This window comes from Pseudomonas sp. GZJR-8 (assembly GCF_002916705.1).
Classification (GTDB): domain Bacteria; phylum Pseudomonadota; class Gammaproteobacteria; order Pseudomonadales; family Pseudomonadaceae; genus Aquipseudomonas; species Aquipseudomonas synxantha_A.
In genome coordinates this window covers 246459-265173 of sequence record NZ_JXSI01000008.1, presented here as the reverse complement: position 1 = coordinate 265173, position 18715 = coordinate 246459, and the positions used below count along the sequence as shown (strand labels likewise).

At 58.2% G+C, this 18715-nt stretch carries 16 protein-coding genes, 4 tRNA genes and 1 riboswitch; of the genes, 4 read left to right on the top strand and 16 right to left on the bottom strand.

Annotation, left to right across the window (positions count from 1 at the left end; genetic code table 11):
• Positions 1–336: 336 nt before the first annotated feature.
• A tRNA-Arg gene (locus TK42_RS17840) sits at positions 337–413 on the bottom strand.
• Positions 414–736: 323 nt separating this feature from the next.
• On the opposite strand from TK42_RS17840, the gene TK42_RS17835 reads away from it, so the two are divergent.
• From TK42_RS17835 to TK42_RS17820, 3 genes are all read left to right on the top strand, one after another.
• Complete coding sequence (locus tag TK42_RS17835) at positions 737–964, top strand: hypothetical protein (protein WP_103734787.1); 228 nt, start codon at positions 737–739, stop codon at positions 962–964.
• A gap of 11 nt (positions 965–975) precedes the next feature.
• Positions 976–1155, top strand: a complete 180-nt coding sequence (locus tag TK42_RS17830) for a PA3371 family protein (protein WP_103734786.1) — start codon at positions 976–978, stop codon at positions 1153–1155.
• A gap of 375 nt (positions 1156–1530) precedes the next feature.
• The gene (locus tag TK42_RS17820; protein WP_003193592.1) at positions 1531–1857 is read left to right on the top strand and encodes an Arc family DNA-binding protein; all 327 of its coding nucleotides are present in this window, start codon (positions 1531–1533) and stop codon (positions 1855–1857) included.
• 100 nt (positions 1858–1957) lie between these two features.
• Here TK42_RS17820 and mgtE read toward each other — a convergent pair whose 3' ends face one another.
• The 8 genes from mgtE to ltaE form a co-directional block, all read right to left on the bottom strand.
• Positions 1958–3400, bottom strand: a complete 1443-nt coding sequence (mgtE, locus tag TK42_RS17815) for a magnesium transporter (RefSeq protein WP_005790606.1) — start codon at positions 3398–3400, stop codon at positions 1958–1960.
• 349 nt (positions 3401–3749) lie between these two features.
• A tRNA-Arg gene (locus TK42_RS17810) sits at positions 3750–3826 on the bottom strand.
• Positions 3827–3898: 72 nt separating this feature from the next.
• A tRNA-Arg gene (locus TK42_RS17805) sits at positions 3899–3975 on the bottom strand.
• Between the two features lie 108 nt (positions 3976–4083).
• A tRNA-Ser gene (locus TK42_RS17800) sits at positions 4084–4174 on the bottom strand.
• Positions 4175–4236: 62 nt separating this feature from the next.
• Entirely contained in the window at positions 4237–4425 is a 189-nt protein-coding gene (gene csrA, locus TK42_RS17795) for a carbon storage regulator CsrA (RefSeq protein WP_003175645.1), read from the bottom strand.
• Positions 4426–4600: 175 nt separating this feature from the next.
• Positions 4601–5842 carry an aspartate kinase gene (locus TK42_RS17790; protein WP_005790609.1) on the bottom strand — a complete coding sequence of 414 codons (1242 nt, stop codon included), beginning with the start codon at positions 5840–5842 and terminating at the stop codon, positions 4601–4603.
• Between the two features lie 95 nt (positions 5843–5937).
• Positions 5938–8556 (bottom strand): alanine--tRNA ligase, encoded by a 2619-nt coding sequence (alaS, locus tag TK42_RS17785; protein ID WP_103734784.1) that lies wholly within the window; start codon positions 8554–8556, stop codon positions 5938–5940.
• A gap of 146 nt (positions 8557–8702) precedes the next feature.
• Complete coding sequence (gene ltaE, locus TK42_RS17780; RefSeq protein ID WP_078822111.1) at positions 8703–9707, bottom strand: low-specificity L-threonine aldolase; 1005 nt, start codon at positions 9705–9707, stop codon at positions 8703–8705.
• Between the two features lie 190 nt (positions 9708–9897).
• Positions 9898–10067: riboswitch (FMN riboswitch) on the top strand.
• 113 nt (positions 10068–10180) lie between these two features.
• Here ltaE and TK42_RS17775 point away from each other — a divergent pair.
• Positions 10181–10690, top strand: coding sequence for a 6,7-dimethyl-8-ribityllumazine synthase (locus TK42_RS17775; RefSeq protein WP_032879834.1), 510 nt, complete (start codon positions 10181–10183; stop codon positions 10688–10690).
• Between the two features lie 147 nt (positions 10691–10837).
• Here TK42_RS17775 and astE read toward each other — a convergent pair whose 3' ends face one another.
• The 7 genes from astE to TK42_RS17740 form a co-directional block, all read right to left on the bottom strand.
• Positions 10838–11842 carry a succinylglutamate desuccinylase gene (astE, locus tag TK42_RS17770; protein ID WP_032879833.1) on the bottom strand — a complete coding sequence of 335 codons (1005 nt, stop codon included), beginning with the start codon at positions 11840–11842 and terminating at the stop codon, positions 10838–10840.
• 11 nt (positions 11843–11853) lie between these two features.
• Entirely contained in the window at positions 11854–12141 is a 288-nt protein-coding gene (locus tag TK42_RS17765; RefSeq protein WP_003175651.1) for a hypothetical protein, read from the bottom strand.
• Between the two features lie 26 nt (positions 12142–12167).
• Entirely contained in the window at positions 12168–13514 is a 1347-nt protein-coding gene (astB, locus tag TK42_RS17760; protein ID WP_103734783.1) for an N-succinylarginine dihydrolase, read from the bottom strand.
• A 154-nt stretch (positions 13515–13668) separates the two neighbouring features.
• The gene (gene astD / locus TK42_RS17755) at positions 13669–15135 is read right to left on the bottom strand and encodes a succinylglutamate-semialdehyde dehydrogenase (RefSeq protein ID WP_103734782.1); all 1467 of its coding nucleotides are present in this window, start codon (positions 15133–15135) and stop codon (positions 13669–13671) included.
• Positions 15135–16160 (bottom strand): arginine N-succinyltransferase, encoded by a 1026-nt coding sequence (gene astA / locus TK42_RS17750; protein WP_032879830.1) that lies wholly within the window; start codon positions 16158–16160, stop codon positions 15135–15137. The genes astD and astA overlap by 1 nt, the downstream gene beginning before the upstream one ends.
• 51 nt (positions 16161–16211) lie before the next feature.
• Positions 16212–17231 carry an arginine/ornithine succinyltransferase subunit alpha gene (aruF, locus tag TK42_RS17745; RefSeq protein WP_005790628.1) on the bottom strand — a complete coding sequence of 340 codons (1020 nt, stop codon included), beginning with the start codon at positions 17229–17231 and terminating at the stop codon, positions 16212–16214.
• Between the two features lie 128 nt (positions 17232–17359).
• Positions 17360–18580, bottom strand: a complete 1221-nt coding sequence (locus TK42_RS17740) for an aspartate aminotransferase family protein (protein WP_032879829.1) — start codon at positions 18578–18580, stop codon at positions 17360–17362.
• Between the last annotated feature and the right edge of the window lie 135 nt (positions 18581–18715).

Genomic DNA, 18715 nt, shown 5'->3' with positions numbered 1-18715 from the left:
TCAACAACTTCAACCACTTGCGCTTAAGATCTCTCCGAAGCGGGAGGCGAATTCTACAGGGATTTGCATGTGCGTCAACCCCATTAAATCAAAAAACTCAAAACTCCCATTTGACCTGCCGTGCACCAGGCCTGGAGCCTCTGTGAATCTCTATATATAGAGAAGGGAGCCAGCGCATTGCCCGCACTGGATCCTCCTGACGCAAAAAACAACCTGCAACAAATGCCAGGCTATCAACAGATAGCAGGATTCAGATCGAAGGAAATGCAGCAGAGAGAAAAGCGGATGTCTTGTAGATAGCACTAAACGCCATGGCAGGCGTTCAGTCTATAAAGATGGTGTCCCAGGGCCGGTTCGAACGGCCAACCTTCCCCTTAGGAGGGGGATGCTCTATCCAATTGAGCTACTGGGACAAATGACAAGCGCGTCGCGGATGAGACCAGCGACAGACGGCGTGCATATTAACGGTCGAGGTAGTTTTTGTCATGTCGTCCTTAGGCATTTTGCTTGTAGGGCGATCCTTGCACATATCTTTATAGCTTCACCCAGTAAACACGGGGACTTGCGGTGATCGTGCAAATTGCATTACCTCAAAATGCCATCATTGCAAACTGCAACCCGAAACCACCACATAGGCAAATCAACTAATTGATTTTAAAGGGAAAATAGTTTGGCACGGCATCTGCAATGTTCTTTGCATAAACCAAGCGAACCAAGCACCGCGGAGAACATGACCATGAATAGCATCCTACTATTAGCTCTCAATGCCGTAGCCCTGGCCGCACTGGTGATATTTCATTTCCAGCCAGTCAATACTCAAGATGCCGCACTGGCCAGCCAAGCAGTTCCCCATCATCTGCAACAACGCCCCCAGCTGGCGGTAGTCACTGCTACCGAGCAGTCACCCGTTCTCCTGACCCAAGAAACACAAGCAGCACCTCCATCCGAGCACTGGGTTTTCTGAGATAACTATCAATGTCCAAACCTGCCTGGCTTTTTCTATGCTTGACCCTCATGGCAGGCTTTCTGGCCCTCGCCACTGACTCCCCTGGAGTTCAAGCCACCGCCTTCATCGTCAGCGCCGTGTTTGGTAGCCTACTGATGTTGGCCCTCATCGCCGGTCGCCGAATCAAGTTCGATCCATTGCTGCGCTAACCCCCTCCCCCCCTACCTTATGTCGAATCACCCTAGCAAATCGGCAAACTGCCACTAGGCTTAAGACTGAGGGCAAAAGGCCATATTGCGCTGCGCCCTTCAACCCAGATGCGCCGTAGCCCTGCGCGTTGATGGACTAGCACTGCATCAGCGCCAAAGTTTTCAAACCAGTCCGCAAAAATGCAATTCAGTACTGGCACAAAGCCTTTAGGCGGTTCAATATTTGTCACAGAATTGACGCCAATGAAATGGCAAATCTGAGGCATGATGCGGCCTCTTTGCAATTCGGGTTGAACTTTGGTCGTGAGCCTTGTCTTAACACTCATCTTGCGGCCAATTCCAGAAACCGCTCCCCTGAACTAACCGGTTAAATATATGCGCCCATTGAAACAGGCAATTTATTCCAGCCGTACGGCTGACAAATTCGTCGTACGTCTGCCAGACGGAATGCGGGAACGCATTGCCGAGGTGGCTCGCAATCATCACCGCAGCATGAACTCTGAAATCATCGCACGCCTGGAACAAAGCCTTATTCAGGAAGGTGCCTTGGGTGAAGAGTTGAGCATGCGCCTGGATAGCCCGGAGCTGTCACTGCACGAACGCGAACTGCTGCAGCGTTTTCGTCAGCTCTCCCACCGCCAGCAAAACGCCCTCGTCTCGCTTATCGCTCACGATGTTGAGGCGGCCGCAGAAGCCAATTGATTGACACTGAAAGCCGAAGCCAGCCATGTGCTGGCTTTTTTTTGCCTGAATTTTGGAGATGGGGAGCAAAGCGGGGGCAGACATGCCCCCGCAGAAAGGATCAGAGCAGGAAGATCGTTGCCAGGCCCAGGAAGATGAAGAAGCCACCACTGTCAGTCATGGCAGTAATCATCACGCTGGCTCCCATGGCGGGATCGCGACCAAGGCGCGCGAGGGTCATAGGGATCAACACCCCCATCAAGGCAGCCAGCAGCAGGTTGAGGGTCATGGCGGCCGTCATCACTACGCCCAAGGACCAACTGCCATAAAGGAGATAGGCCACCACACCAATCACTCCACCCCACACCAGGCCGTTGATAAGGCCCACAGCCAGCTCCTTGCGCAGTAGGCGTGAAGAGTTGGCCGTACTCACCTGATCCAGCGCCATGGCCCGCACGATCATGGTGATGGTCTGGTTACCGGAGTTACCGCCGATACCCGCCACAATCGGCATCAACGCTGCCAATGCCACCAGCTTTTCGATTGAACCTTCAAACAACCCGATGACACGAGACGCGATAAATGCCGTGATCAGGTTAACCGCCAGCCAGGCCCAGCGGTTATGCAGAGAACGCCAGACTGACGCAAAAATGTCTTCCTCTTCACGCAAACCCGCCATGTTGAGGACTTCGGTTTCACTCTCTTCACGGATCAAGTCAACGATTTCATCGATGGTCAGACGACCGATCAACTTGCCGTTCTTGTCGACTACCGGAGCCGAGATCAAGTCGTAACGCTCAAAGGCCTGGGCCGCGTCGTAGGCATCTTCGTCAGGATGGAAGCTGACGGTATCGCTGGCCATCAGGTCAGCTACTTTCTTCTCTGGATCATTTACCAGCAGGCGCTTGATCGGCAATACGCCTTTGAGAATTCCCTCGTAGTCGACCACGAACAGCTTGTCGGTATGGCCCGGCAGCTCTTTGAGGCGACGCAAGTAACGCAGTACCACTTCCAGACTGACGTCTTCGCGGATGGTGACCATCTCGAAATCCATCAGCGCACCGACCTGGTCCTCGTCATAGGACAGCGCCGATCGCACGCGCTCACGCTGCTGCGTATCGAGCGCCTCCATCAACTCATGGACAACATCCCGGGGCAGCTCAGGTGCCAGATCGGCCAGTTCGTCCGCATCCATCTCCTTGGCGGCGGCCAGGAGCTCATGATCATCCATGTCGGCGATCAGCGTTTCACGGACCGAGTCAGACACCTCCAGGAGGATGTCACCGTCGCGATCGGCCTTGACCAACTGCCAAAGGGTCAGTCGATCATCCAGCGGCAAAGCTTCGAGGATGTAGGCAACGTCGGCGGAGTGCAGGTCATCGAGCTTGCGTTGTAACTCGACGAGGTTTTGCCGGTGAACCAGGTTTTCAACGCGGTCGTGGTTCGGACCTTCCTGGCGGTGCGTGAGGTCTTCGACCACGCGCTGGCGCTGCAGCAGCTCGATGACTTGAGCCAGACGATCCTGCAGGCTTTCTTGTGTTTTCTTTACTTCTACTTCGGTCATAGGCGAACTCCACTCCCAGCAGCGGGGCACGCCGGAAGGATCAATCAGTCAATTCATGATTGGTAAAACGGGGTACTGAGTCACTACTGGGTAAGTCCATGGAGGTATTCCACAAGCCCCGACGGGGCTGACCGGCGCATGATACACCGCCCGGCCGTTTTAAACGTTAAAAAACTGGAAAGAACAAGCGCTTGCGAGCCAATGTTCAGTATTGGCTGCACCTATAGAAATGCGACGACACGCAGGAGAGGGAAAACACATGGGAAAGATAAAAAGACCCACACCAGGATAAAACCTACATAAACCCCAGACGGCAAAAAGCCCGCACTAGGCGGGCTTTTTGTTTGTATGGTGCACTCGACAGGATTCGAACCTGTGACCGCTCGGTTCGTAGCCGAGTACTCTATCCAGCTGAGCTACGAGTGCAGATTGTGTTTTTAGACCAGATCACAACTGGTTGAAGCCGAGCTACCTGCATCGCTGCAACTAACTCTTAAATGGTGCACTCGACAGGATTCGAACCTGTGACCGCTCGGTTCGTAGCCGAGTACTCTATCCAGCTGAGCTACGAGTGCATTTGTTGCCGCGCATTATAGGCCGTTCAATCTCTATGTAAAGCTATTTTTTCGAGTATTTTCAACAACTTACCGAAAAAACCAGATTGCAACGTACTAAGCAAATAATGGCGGAGAACGGGGGATTCGAACCCCCGACACCCTTTTGAGGTGTACTCCCTTAGCAGGGGAGCGCCTTCGGCCACTCGGCCAGCTCTCCGCAACACGGGGCGTATATTAACCACGTTCATCCCCGTTTGCAAACATAAAAAACGATAAAAATTAAAGGCTTGGTTCTTCGTCCTTCTCTTTCTTGATCCGCAGGTAGATTTCCTCGCGGTGAACCGCTACCTCTTTTGGAGCGTTAACCCCAATACGCACTTGATTGCCTTTGACGCCGAGCACGGTCACGGTGATTTCGCCATCACCGATAATCAGGCTTTCTGCGCAACGACGAGTCAGAATCAGCATGCCTTTCTCCTCACGCATTTCAGTTCAGGAACAACAGTCTGCAAAAAAAAGGCATTCGACCTACAACCCAAAAGCCGTAGCCCTACACACCTAAGTATTGTCGAGCCCACGCAAAAGAACATGCGCCCCACAAAAAAATGAAAGGCGCGGTAAACCGCGCCTTCCTGGCAACACATCACTCGCCCTGTCGGGCCGGAGCGTCAAGCTCAAAAGCGGTATGCAGCGCGCGTACAGCCAGTTCCAGGTACTTCTCTTCGAGCACTACCGAGACTTTGATTTCCGAAGTGGAAATCATCTGGATGTTGATACCCTCCTTGGCGAGGGCCCCGAACATACGGCTGGCAACGCCGGCATGGGAACGCATGCCCACCCCTACGATCGATACCTTGGCAATCTTGGTATCGCCGACCACTTCACGGGCGCCAATCTCGCTCGCTGTGTTCTGCAGGATTTTCAATGCCGCATCGTATTCGTTGCGGTGCACGGTGAAGGTGAAATCGGTGGTGTTATCGTGCGAAACGTTCTGCACGATCATGTCGACTTCAACATTCGCATCGCTGACAGGACCCAGAATCTTGAAAGCCACGCCCGGGGTGTCTGGCACGCCACGGATCGTCAGCTTGGCTTCATCGCGGTTGAAAGCGATGCCGGAAATGATCGGCTGTTCCATGGATTCCTCTTCATCAATAGTAATGAGGGTGCCCGGACCCTCCTTGAAGCTGTGCAATACGCGCAGCGGAACGTTGTACTTGCCGGCGAACTCCACCGCGCGAATCTGCAGCACCTTGGAACCAAGGCTGGCCATTTCCAGCATTTCTTCAAAGGTGATCTTGTCCAGGCGCTGGGCCACTGGCACGACGCGCGGGTCAGTGGTGTAGACGCCATCCACGTCGGTATAGATCTGGCATTCGTCAGCCTTGAGCGCTGCCGCCAGTGCCACACCCGTGGTGTCAGAACCGCCACGCCCGAGGGTGGTGATGTTGCCTTGCTCGTCCACACCTTGGAAACCCGCTACAACTACCACGCGCCCAGCCTTCAGATCAGTACGAATTTTCTGATCATCAATCTGCAGGATACGCGCCTTGGTGTGCGCGCTGTCGGTGAGAATGCGCACCTGGCTGCCCGTGTAGGACACCGCCGGCACGCCACGCTTGTTCAGAGCCATGGCCAACAGCGCAATGGTTACCTGCTCGCCCGTGGACACAATCACATCCAGCTCACGTGGCAACGGCTGTTGATCCCCACTGATAGCCTTGGCCAGGTCGATCAGGCGATTGGTCTCGCCGCTCATGGCTGACAGCACCACAACCAGGTCATCGCCGGCATCGCGGAATTTCTTAACCTTGTCGGCGACCTGCTCGATTCTTTCTACAGAGCCGACCGAGGTGCCTCCAAATTTCTGTACGATCAAAGCCATTTCCAAGCCGCCTCAGCCCGTAAAGGGGCGCCTAATATCCAATCCACCCGCACTGAACAAGCCCGTGACTAGACCACGGGCCGATTAACAGTGCCTTAAATACCTGCCTCGACAAACGGCACGGTCAAGGCCAGGGCCGCATCCAAGGCACCGGCATCTACACCACCGCCTTGTGCCATGTCCGGACGACCACCGCCCTTGCCGCCCACTGCCGCAGCGGCTTGCTTCATCAAATCACCGGCCTTGAGTTGGCCAGTCAGGTCTTTGGTTACACCGGCAACCAGAACGACCTTATCCTCATGGACACTGCCGAGCAGGATCACTGCGCGGCCGAGCTTGTTCTTCAACTGATCGACCAAGGCCAACAACGCCTTGCCGTCCTGACCGTCCAGGCGCGCCGCCAGAACTTTCACATCCTTGACGTCAACCGCCGAGGCCGACAGATCATCGCCCGCAGCGCTGGCCGCCTTGGCCTGCAACTGCTCCAGCTGTTTCTCCAGCGCACGGTTGCGCTCCAGCACGGCAGACAGTTTGTCGATCAGATTGTCACGGCTGCCCTTGACCAGACTGGCCGCTTCCTTGAGTTGTTCTTCGGCGGCATTGAGGTAAGCCAGGGCCGCAGCACCGGTCACCGCCTCGATACGACGCACACCGGACGCCACACCACCTTCGCTGATGATTTTCAGCAGGCCGATATCGCCGGTACGGTTAGCGTGGATACCACCACACAGCTCGACCGAGAAGCTACCACCCATGCTCAGCACGCGAACTTCGTCGCCGTACTTCTCGCCAAACAACGCCATGGCGCCCTTGGCCTTGGCGGTTTCGATGTCAGTTTCTTCAGTTTCTACCGGCGTGTTCTTGCGCACCTCGGCATTGACAATATCTTCCAGCGCCTTGATCTGCTCAGGCTTGATTGCTTCAAAGTGGCTGAAGTCAAACCGCAGGCGCTGGCTGTCGACCAACGAGCCCTTTTGCTGAACATGCTCGCCCAGCACTTGACGCAAGGCAGCGTGAAGCAGGTGAGTGGCCGAGTGGTTCAACGCAGTTGCGTGCCGTACGTCGGCATCGACCTGGGTATCCACTGGTGCGCCGACGGTCAGGCTGCCCAGCACCAACACACCGTGATGCAGGAAAGCACCGCCGGTCTTGGTGGTGTCGCGCACCTCGAAACGGCCGGACGTCGAGCTGAGGAAACCACAATCACCAATCTGGCCACCTGACTCGGCGTAGAACGGGGTCTGGTCCAGCACCACCACGGCTTCTTCGCCTTCGCTCAATACATCGACCGACTTGCCGTCTTTATAGATGGCAACGATCTTGGCCGAGCCGGCGGTAGCCTTGTAGCCGATGAACTCGGTGGGCACGTCAACCTTGACCAGGGTGTTGTAGTCCAGGCCAAAGGAGCTGGCGGAACGCGCACGCACACGCTGGGCTTCCATCTCACGCTCAAACCCGGCTTCATCGATGGTCAGCTCGCGTTCACGGGCGATATCGGCGGTCAGGTCCATCGGGAAACCGTAGGTGTCGTAAAGCTTGAACACCACGTCGCCCGGTACCACAGAGCCTTTGAGCTCAGCCAGGTCCTGCTCGAGAATCTTCAGGCCGTGCTCCAGTGTCTTGGAGAACTGCTCCTCCTCGGCCTTGAGTACGCGCTCGATATTGCTCTGCTGCTGCTTGAGTTCCGGGAAGGCATCGCCCATCTCGGCAACCAGTGCAGCCACGATTTTGTAGAAGAAGCTGCCGGTGGCACCCAGCTTGTTACCGTGACGGCAGGCGCGACGGATGATGCGACGCAGCACGTAGCCACGCCCTTCATTGGACGGCAACACACCATCGGCAATCAGGAAGCCACAGGAACGGATGTGGTCCGATACCACTTTGAGCGACGACTGGCCTTCATTGGTGCAACCAATGGCCGTAGCCGAAGCGCTCAGCAGGTTGGTGAACAGGTCGATTTCATAGTTGGAATGAACGTGCTGCATGACCGCACTGATCCGCTCCAGGCCCATGCCGGTGTCCACCGACGGCGCCGGCAGCGGATGCAACACGCCATCGGCGGTGCGATTGAACTGCATGAACACGTTGTTCCAGATTTCGATGTAACGGTCACCGTCTTCATCCGGCGAGCCGGGTGGGCCACCCCAGATGTCCGCACCGTGATCGTAGAAGATTTCGGTGCAAGGGCCGCACGGGCCGGTATCGCCCATGGTCCAGAAGTTATCGGAAGCATAAGGCGCACCCTTGTTGTCGCCGATACGAATCATGCGCTCGGCAGGTACACCGATTTGCTGGGTCCAGATGTCATAGGCTTCGTCGTCCGTCGCGTAGACGGTAACCCAGAGTTTTTCCTTGGGCAGTTTCAGCACGCCGGTCAGGAAGGTCCAGGCGAAGGTAATCGCATCCTTCTTGAAATAGTCGCCGAAGCTGAAGTTACCCAGCATTTCGAAGAACGTGTGGTGACGCGCGGTGTAACCGACGTTTTCCAGGTCGCTGTTCTTGCCGCCGGCGCGTACGCACTTCTGGCTGCTGGTGGCGCGAGTATAGGCGCGCTTTTCCTGGCCCAGGAAACAGTCCTTGAACTGGTTCATCCCCGCGTTAGTGAACAGCAGGGTGGGGTCATTGCCTGGGATCAAGGAGCTGGAGGCTACACGGGTGTGACCTTGCTCTTCGAAGAAGCGAAGGAAGGCTTCACGGATTTCTGCGCTTTTCATTAGGTTCTTCCACGGAGGCTGCGGCCAAAGGCCAGTGCGCAACATCATCAGACGGAGCGACGGCAAAGGGCCGCATTATATCGGCCCTTCGCCGGTGGTACAGCGTGTTTATGTGATAGAAACAGTCAATTAGACGGTCTGCACTGTCATTTCTGCGAAAATGCGACGAATGTCTGCACGACTTGCTCGATCTGTGCCCGGCTGACATCCAGATGGGTGACCATACGCAGGCGCGGCGCGGCACTCAACTTGATCCCGCGCTCTGCGGCAAAGGCTTTCAACGCCTGCGCCTGCTCGCCAATTTGCACATAGACCATGTTGGTCTGCACCGGCTCCACCGTGTAACCGACCTTGCGCAGCTCATCACCCAGCCACTGCGCGTTGGCGTGGTCCTCGGCCAGGCGCTGTACCTGATGATCCAGGGCATACAGCCCCGCTGCCGCCAACGAACCTGCCTGACGCATTCCGCCACCGACCATCTTGCGCAGGCGCCGGGCCTTGGCGATCAACGCCGTGGAACCGCACAGCACCGAGCCGACCGGTGCGCCAAGGCCCTTGGACAGGCACACCGACACCGAATCGAAATGCTTGGCGATGTCACGCGCATCCACCCCCAGCTTGATCGCTGCGTTGTAGATCCGCGCCCCGTCCAGGTGCAAGGCCAGGCCATGCTCACGGGTAAACGCGCGCGCCTTGGCCAGGTACTCCATCGGCAGGACCTTGCCTTGCATGGTGTTTTCCAGCGCCAGCAAGCGCGTGCGGGCAAAGTGGAAATCGTCAGGCTTGATCGCCGCCAGCACGTGGTCAAGGTCCAGGGAACCGTCCGCTTGCACTTCCAGCGGCTGCGGCTGGATCGAGCCCAGCACGGCCGCCCCGCCGCCTTCGTATTTGTAGGTATGGGCCTGCTGGCCGACGATATATTCCTCGCCGCGCTCACAGTGGGCCATCAATGCCAGCAAATTGCTCATGGTGCCAGTGGGCACGAACAGCGCGGCGGCGAAGCCCAGACGCTTGGCCAGTTCCGCCTCCAGCTTGTTGACGCTGGGGTCTTCGCCATAGACGTCATCACCGCTGACGGCGCCGGCCATCGCGTCGAGCATACCGGGGGTGGGTTGGGTCACGGTGTCGCTGCGCAGGTCAATCACGGTCATGAAGGGGGCCTCTAACGGAATGGATAAGTCCTTTTGTGTGTGATTACTGCGGGCAAAGCCACGCAATATCAAGCCCCCACTGCATTCAATCGAATACCAACCAAACAAACCGATATAGCTTATCGATACGGCAACCGTGCAGTTTTTGAAAAACCGTGTTAAAAACTCTCCGCCGCCAGGGTTCTGGCGGCAACGTTCTCAGGGCGGGGTGCAATTCCCCACCGGCGGTAATTGCACGCAATGTGCATAGCCCGCGAGCGCTTGGCGCCTCGAACTGCTCAGGCAGGACGGCGACAAGGTCAGCAGACCCGGTGTGATCCCGGGGCCGACGGTCATAGTCCGGATGAAGAGAGAACGGGATTGGCACCTAAGGGCCGCGCACTGACCTCATGCTTGCATGACGCCGTTGTGCATACCCTTAAATCCCATTCGATTCATAACGCCCTGTTTTTTTCTTAAACAGGAGTCAGAACATGCAACCCACCGCAATCGACAGCAAAAGCAAAAACCATCACGGCGAGCGCGTCGCGTTTATCCAGGCCTGCTGGCACAAGGATATCGTCGACCAATCGCGCAAAGGCTTTCTTGCCGAAATGATCGCCCAAGGCTATCAGGAATCGGACATCGACTTCTTTGAAGTCGGCGGTGCCTTTGAATTGCCCCTGCACGCCAAGTTGCTGGCCAAGACCGGTCGCTATGCCGGCATCGTCGCCGCCGCGCTGGTGGTGGATGGTGGCATCTACCGGCACGAATTCGTGGCCCAGTCAGTGGTCAGCGGTTTGATGCAGGTTCAACTGGAAACTGAAGTGCCGGTGTTCTCGGTGTCCCTGACGCCGCACCACTTCCACGCCGGCAGCGAGCACACTACGTTCTTCTATGAGCACTTCGTGCACAAGGGTCAGGAAGCTGCGCGTACCTGCGCCGATACCCTGCACAAGGTGCGGGCGATCCGCCGTAGTGAGCCGCGTGCTGTAGCGGTCTAAGCAACACTGCAAAACAACATGTGGGAGGGGGCTTGCCCCCGATGGCGGTGAGTCAGCTGCAGATGGGCTGACTGGTATACGGCTATCGGGGGCAAGTCGAAACGTCGCACCGCCCCTCCCACATTTGGATCCAGTTGGACTTAAGATTTAAGCCAACCCAGCATCCGTGGCAGGCACGATAAGAATCCCTGCGCGCAAACCATTCTTCACCTTCGGGTTGGGGAAGATGATGCGGGCACCCTCCTCCTCGATCACCCAGCGCGTCTTGGCCACGTCTTCGGCCAGCAGATAACCCTTTTCCAATTGCGAAAAGTTTTCCACATCCGCCGGCAGGTGCATCAGGAAGGCGTCGCTGTGCTTGATGACCTCGCGAGAGACGGCAAACAGTTGCAGGCCGTCCAGGCTTTCTGTCGGCGGCTCATCGCCTTCAATGATGTGCTTGAGGCGCGCCTCCAGCCGGGACACGTCCACGCTCTGGTTCTGCCCGAACGGCCGGGCCTTGCCCAGTTCCAGGGTGAAGGCTTCGGCTTCCAACTGTTCGTAGGTAAACGCAGTGAAAGTGATCGAGGTTTTGTTCTGCAGCAATACCGCTTGCATACCGCCGGCGTTCAGGCGCGCCAGTTCACGGCGCGAATGCTGACGCCCCTCCTTCCACGGATAGAGGGCAAACTGCTCGATCTTAGAACCACGAATCGCGGTGTGCAGGTCGTAGTGCAGGCGTGATCGACCGGGCTGGCTGAAAAAACTGCGCGCCAGTTGCTCGAGTTCGGCAGCGCGCATGGCCTCGGGGCCGATGTTGCTTTCATGCCGGCCGTTGAACAGCCGGTTGATGTCCAGTTCGAGATAACGCTCGCCGCGGCGCATGGCCTCGGGGTTGCCGAACAGGAACAGAATACGGGAGCGGGGTTTGATTTCCCCACGGGCGATGCCATGCAACAGGCGATCAAGCAGTTCGATCGGCGCGGTTTCGTTGCCATGAATGCCGGACGACAGCAGCAGGTCGCTGCCATTGTCCCGAGCCTCAGGGGGGCGCACTTCGAGCGCGCCCTCGCTGAGCCAGCGCATCTGCACGCCGTCGACAGTCAGTTGAATTTTTTGCGCCGGTTCGCGACCGGCGAGGGTCAGTTCAAGCAGTTTGCCGAGGGCGAGCATAAGCAGCTTCCTTAGTGGTTGCAGCCAGGACCATGGACGTGATCGTCGTCATCACCCTCAACGTCGGCCGGTTCCATTTCCAGTTGCAGGCTCATCAGGTTGGTCGCCAAGGGACGCATCAGCAGATTGGCGTACTCGGCGTCGCCCTCTTCGACGTCCACACCAATCAGCAGTTGGCCACGGCCGTCGTGCTGGATCCAGATCTCCTTGCCCTGCCAGACCACGGCAACGCGGGTGCAGGACGTTTCCAGCTGGGTGCCGTCGGTGTCTTCAAGGATCAGCTTCAGGGTGTCGGTCATAAATAAAATATCTCAGCCGTATGGCGTTAATTGATCTGGAAAGGATAAACCGAGCCCAGTTTAAGGATTTGCGTCAGTTCATCCAGTGCCGTCCGGCACTCAAGCAGCAACTGCGGGTCAGCCAGGTCGGTTTCGCGCAGGCTGTCGCGGTAGTGCTTGCCAACCCATTGGGTCAGGGTTTCGTACAGTGGCGCGGTCATGATAACGCCTGGATTCACCGCCGCCAGTTCGGTTTCGTTCAAGGCGACGCGCAAACGCAGGCACGCCGGGCCGCCGCCGTTCTGCATACTTTGCTTGAGGTCGAACACTTTGACTTCGCGGATCAGCCCACCGGAGTTGGTCAGGCCCTGCAGGTAGTGCCACACACGCTCATTGCTGCGGCACTCTTCCGGCACAATCAGCAGCATCGAACCGTCAGGGCGGGTCAGCAACTGGCTGTTGAACAGGTAGGAACGCACCGCGTCCTCGACATTGACCTGGGCACGGGGTACGCAGACGGATTGGAAGTTGCCGCCCAGCTTGCCCAACTTGGCTTGCAGCTCGGCGAGCATCTGTTCAGTGTTGAGGAATGCGTCCTCGTGGTAGAACAGCATCTCGCCGTTGCCCACCGCGATTACATCGTTGTGGAACACGCCGGCATCGATCACCGCCGGGTTCTGCTGGGCGTAGACCACACCGTCATCCTTCAAGCCGTGCAGGCGCGCGACTGCCTGGGATGCTTCAAGGGTCTGGCGCGCCGGGTACTTCTGCGGGGCCGGGTAACGGCTGTCGAAGGCACTGCGGCCAAACACGAAGAACTCAACACCGGCCTCACCGTACTCACGGCAAAAGCGCGTGTGGTTGGCCGCGCCCTCATCACCGAACTGCGCCACCGCCGGCAAGGCGGCGTGGTGGGCAAAGTGCTTTGCATCGGCGAACATCGCGCCCAGCACGCGGCTGGTGGTGGGGTGTTCGATGCTGCGATGGTACTTGCAGTTGAGGTTGGCGGCGGTGAAATGCACGCGACCGTCTGCGGTATCAGCGCTCGGGCTGACAGTGGCCGCGTTGGCTACCCACATGCTGGAAGCCGAGCAGCTCGCTACCAGCAACGGCATGGCCTGCTTGGCCGCTTGCTGAATTACCTGGGCGTCGGTTCCGCTGAAACCCAGGTTGCGCAAAGCAGCCACATCCGGGCGTTCCTGGGGCGCCAACACACCTTGCACAAAGCCCATGTCCATCAGGGCTTTCATTTTCTGCAGGCCCTGCAACGCCGCTTCCTTGGGGTTGGAATGTTGCTGGCTGTTGCTTTGGGATGCGACGTTGCCGAAAGACAAACCGCCGTAGTTATGGGTCGGCCCCACTAGACCGTCAAAATTGACTTCACAGGATTTCATCGGCGAGGCTCCACGAACATCTGTTTTTATAGGCATCAAATTACTGAATACACCACAGTTCAAATGTGGGAGGGCGCTTGCTCCCGATAGCAGGGTGTCAGTTGACTAATTAGGTGACTGACACACCGCCATCGGGAGCAAGCCCCTCCCACGTTCAGATCAGTGTAATGCCAGGGGTCAACGTGGCTGGCATCACCAGACTCGGCGTTTCCAGCGACGCCACCGGATACGCACAATAATCGGCCGCGTAATACGCACTGGCCCGATGGTTACCCGAGGCCCCTACCCCGCCAAACGGTGCGGTACTGGCGGCGCCGGTCAACTGCTTGTTCCAGTTGACGATACCGGCACGGCTTTCCAGCCAGAACTGCTGGTAACGCGCTTCGCTATCCGACAACAGGCCAGCGGCCAGGCCGTATTGGGTGTTGTTGGCCTCTGCGATTGCCTCGGCGAAATCCGCGTAGCGAATCACCTGCAACAGCGGGCCGAACAGTTCTTCGTCTTCACGCTCGGTTACGCCGGTCACGTCGATGATGCCTGGGGTCAGCAATGCGGCCTGATCCTGTGGCTGGGTCATTTCCAGCAGCGCTACGGCGCCATTGGCCAACATCAATTCCTGGGCGTCCATCAAGGCTTTCGCCGCGCCAAGGGAGATTACCGAGCCCATGAACGGCGGTGGTTGCTGGTCGAACGCACCGACTTCAATCGTTGCGCTCACCGCCACCAACCGCGCCAGCAATGCATCGCCCCAGGCGCCTTCCGGCACCAACAAGCGACGGGCGCAGGTGCAACGCTGACCAGCCGAGATAAACGCAGACTGGATGATGGTGTAGACCGCCGCATCCACATCGGCCACTTCATCCACGACCAGCGGGTTGTTGCCGCCCATTTCCAGAGCGAGGATTTTGTCCGGGCGCCCCGAAAACTGCTGATGCAGATGATTGCCGGTGCGGCTGGAGCCGGTGAAGAACAAGCCGTCTATGCCGGGGTTGGCGGCCAGGGCGATGCCGGTTTCCCGCGCGCCTTGCAGCAGGTTCAACACGCCCGCCGGCAGCCCGGCTTCGATCCAGCATTGCACGGTCAGCTCGGCAACTTTCGGGGTCAGCTCGCTGGGTTTGAACAGCACGGTATTACCCGCCAGCAAGGCCGGGACGATATGGCCGTTGGGCAAATGCCCGGGGAAGTTGTACGGGCCGAACACCGCCACCACGCCGTGAGGCTTGTGACGCAATACCGCGGTGGCGTCACCCAATGGGCCGCTCTTTTCACCGGTGCGCTCACGATAACTCTGCACCGAGATGGCGATCTTGTTGGCCATGCTGGTGACTTCGGTAGCCGATTCCCACAAGGGTTTACCGGTTTCCTCACCAATGCATCGGGCGATTTCATCGGCACGGCTTTTCAGGGTGTTGGCAAAGGCTTCCAGCACGCTGATGCGTTCTTCCAACGGCAGACGAGCCCACGCGGGGAATGCCTGGCGTGCCGCCTGCACGGCGGACTCGACCTGCTCGACGGTGGCGCCGTTGCCGGCCCACAATACCTGCTGGGTCACCGGGTTGCGCGATTCGAACAACTCACCCTGGCCGGCCAGCCAGCTACCTGCGATATACAGCGAATTCATTACTTGGGCTCCCGAGCAGCAGACAACGGTACGGCACGCACTTGATCACCCACTACCAGCTGCAGGCGCTTGGCGGTCTGCGGATCGACCACCAGGGTACCTGCCGCCAGCCGGGCCGGAGCAGCAGTGATACGGCACTCCTCGCGCTTGCGGTTATGGATCAGGAACGGCGTGGCGTCGTCCCCCGGCGTGCCGATGGCCAACACCAGCGACTGGCTGTCGCGCACCGCACGGATTTTGCTGGTTTCGCACTCTACCGCTGGGCCTGCATCGAAGATATCGACATAGCCCTGATAGCTGAACCCTTCGCTCTTGAGCATGCTCAGGGCCGGCTCGGTGTCCGGATGGACCTTGCCGATCACGTTGCGCGCATCCTCGGACAGGAAGCAGCTGTACAGCGGAAACTTCGGCATCAGCTCGGCGATAAACGCCTTGTTGCCCACACCGGTAAGGTAGTCGGCCTGGCTGAACTCCATTTTGAAGAAGTGTCGACCCAGGCTTTCCCAGAACGGCGAACGCCCGGCGTCGTTGGATACGCCGCGCATCTCGGCAATGATCTTGTTGCCGAACAATTGCGGGAACTCCGCGATAAACAACATGCGCGCCTTGGCCAACATGCGGCCGTTAAGACCGTTGCGATAATCGGCATGCAAAAACAACGAGCACAATTCGGAATTGCCGGTGAGGTCGTTGGCCAGAAACAGCGTCGGAATCTCGCGGTAGATATTCAGCTCCTGGGAGGCGCTGACGGTCAGCCCGACCCGGAAGTTGTACCAGGGCTCACGCAGGCCCACGGCACCGGCAATGGCAGAAATGCCGACCACGCGGCCTTCATCGTTTTCCAGCACGAACAGGTAGTCGGCATCGCCGCGCCCGGCTTCGCCGCGAAAGGTTTTTTCCGCCCAGCCAACCCGGTGGGTCAGGCGCTCTTCGTTGGCCGGCAAAGTGGTGAGGCCGGTGCCGGTGCTGCGCGCCAGATCAATCAGGGCCGGTAAATCGCTGCTGCGTACGGGACGAACGATCATGCTATCTCCTCGAACGGGCCGCTGTTGTCAGCCACCCGCGAAACTCTGTTTTTATACCGCGACCAAACGCACGCTCGCGCCTTCGCCAACGCCCAGGGCTTCGGCGGCCGCCAGGTCCAGGGTTACTGGCTTGCCTGGCGCATAGTCCAGCTCCAGCATCACCGCGCGGTAATCCTGCAACTGCGCGTTACTCACCAGGTACTGGCGACCGACGCCCTTGACCATCTCGCCGATCTTCACCGGTACCACGCGGCTCTGGGCGATCGAGCGAATACCCGAAACCCGTGCATGTAGCGTCGGGCCACCGTCGAAGATGTCGATGTAGTGATCAGTCTCGAAACCTTCGCGCATCAGGATATCGAAGGTGATCTGCGCACGCGGGTGCACCTGGCCCATGGCTTCCTGGGCCTCGTCCGGCAACAGCGGCACGTAGATCGGGTAATGCGGCATCAACTCGGCGAGGAAGGTGCGGCTTTTCAGCCCGCACAGGCGCTCGGCGGCGGCATAGTTGAGGTCGAAGAAGTTGCGACCGATGGCGTCCCAGAACGGCGAATCACCGTTTTCGTCGCTGTAGCCGACAATCTCGGTTACCACCGAATCGGCAAAGCGCTCGGGGTGGCTGGCAACGAACAACAGGCGGCCACGGGAGTTGAGTTCCGACCAGGGCGATCCGACCAATTCCGGCACCACGTAGAAACTGGTGAGCAGGCTGTTACCGGTCAGGTCATGGCACTGGGAAAGCACGTGGATCTTGTTATGGATCTTCAGCTCTCGGGAGGCGTGCACGAAGGTTTCGTTACGGAAACTGTAGAACGGCTCGGAGTAGCCGGCTGAAGCAACGATGGCCGAGCAACCGGCGAGCTTGCCGGTATCGGTGTCTTCAAGCACGAAGAAATAGCTCTCTTCACCGTTGAAGCTTACCTCGGCCGCGAAAGAAGCTTCGCTGGCGGCGATTTTGTCGCTCAGGCGTTCCACATCGTCTGGCAAGGACGTAACACCAATCGGGCTGTCTGCAGCCAGACGCTGTACCTCGCCCAGATCAGCCATTTGCGCGGGGCGCATCACCAGCATGGTGTTACTCCTTAACTCGAAAAACTCATAGAAAAAAATACCGGACAGGTCAGGAACAACACTGTTCCTAATGTGGGAGGGGGCAAACCCCCTCCCACATTTGATCCGGTCCGGCAGATAGATTTGTATCAGGCTTGAGTCAACGTCTTCACAGCACGCTCAAAACGATCCAGCCCTTCGTTGATATCCGCCTCTTCCACCACCAGGCTCGGCGCAAAACGCACCACGTCCGGACCAGCTTGCAGGATCATCAGATTCTCTTTTTCGGCCGCGTTGAACACGTCCTTGGCCTTGCCTTTGAAGGCATCGCTGAGCACGCAACCGATCAGCAGGCCCATGCCACGCACCTCGGTGAAGATGCCGTATTGCGTGCCGATCTGCTCCAGGCGCGCCTTGAACAAGTCATGCTTGGCGTTAACGCCGGCCAATACTTCTGGCGTGTTGATCACGTCGATCACCGCTTCGGCCACTGCGCACGCCAGCGGGTTGCCGCCGTAGGTGGTGCCGTGGGTGCCGACCACCAGGTGCTTGGCCAGGTCTTCACGGGTAAGCATCGCCGCAATCGGGAAACCGCCGCCCAGGCTCTTGGCGCTGGTAAGGATGTCCGGCGTCACACCGTAATGCTGGTAGGCAAACAGGTGGCCGCTGCGGCCCATGCCGGTTTGCACTTCGTCGAACACCAGCAGCGCGTCGTTCGCGTCGCACAGTTCGCGGGCACCTTGCAGGTAAGCCAGTTCAGCCGGCAGTACGCCGCCTTCACCCTGGATCGGTTCCAGCACTACGGCGCAGGTCTTGCCCGACACAGCGGCCTTCAGCGCAGCCAGATCGTTATAAGGAACGTGGGTGATGCCGGTGATTTTAGGCCCGAAACCATCGGAGTACTTGGACTGGCCGCCGACGTTGACGGTGAACAGGGTACGGCCGTGGAAGCTGTTCAGCGCGGCGATAATCTCGTATTTCTCGCTGCCGAAACGGTCAAAGGCCACACGACGGGCCAGCTTGAACGCAGCCTCATTGGCCTCGGCGCCGGAGTTGCAGAAGAACACGCGATCGGCAAAAGTGGCGTCGATCAGCTTGTGGGCCAGGCGCAGCGCCGGCTCGTTAGTAAAGACGTTGGACACATGCCACAACTTGTTGGCCTGTTCGGTCAGTGCACCGACCAGCGCCGGGTGGGCGTGGCCCAACACGTTGACCGCGATGCCGCCGGCAAAGTCGATCAGCTCACGACCTGCTTGATCCCACACGCGCGAACCTTGGCCACGCACAGGGATAAAGGCGGCAGGTGCATAGTTAGGCACCATTACTTGGTCGAAATCGGCACGTTGCACCGGGGCTTGCTCAACGGACATCGGAGTCTCCTGAAGAGGAACGCCTGCCTGGAACTGGCAAGCGATGCAGGGATTGTAAGGACAGTTTTCAGTAGGGCCTTGCCGCCAAGCGACAACTTCTTATAGCGCCAACCCGCGTTTTTAGCGGGTTTACGC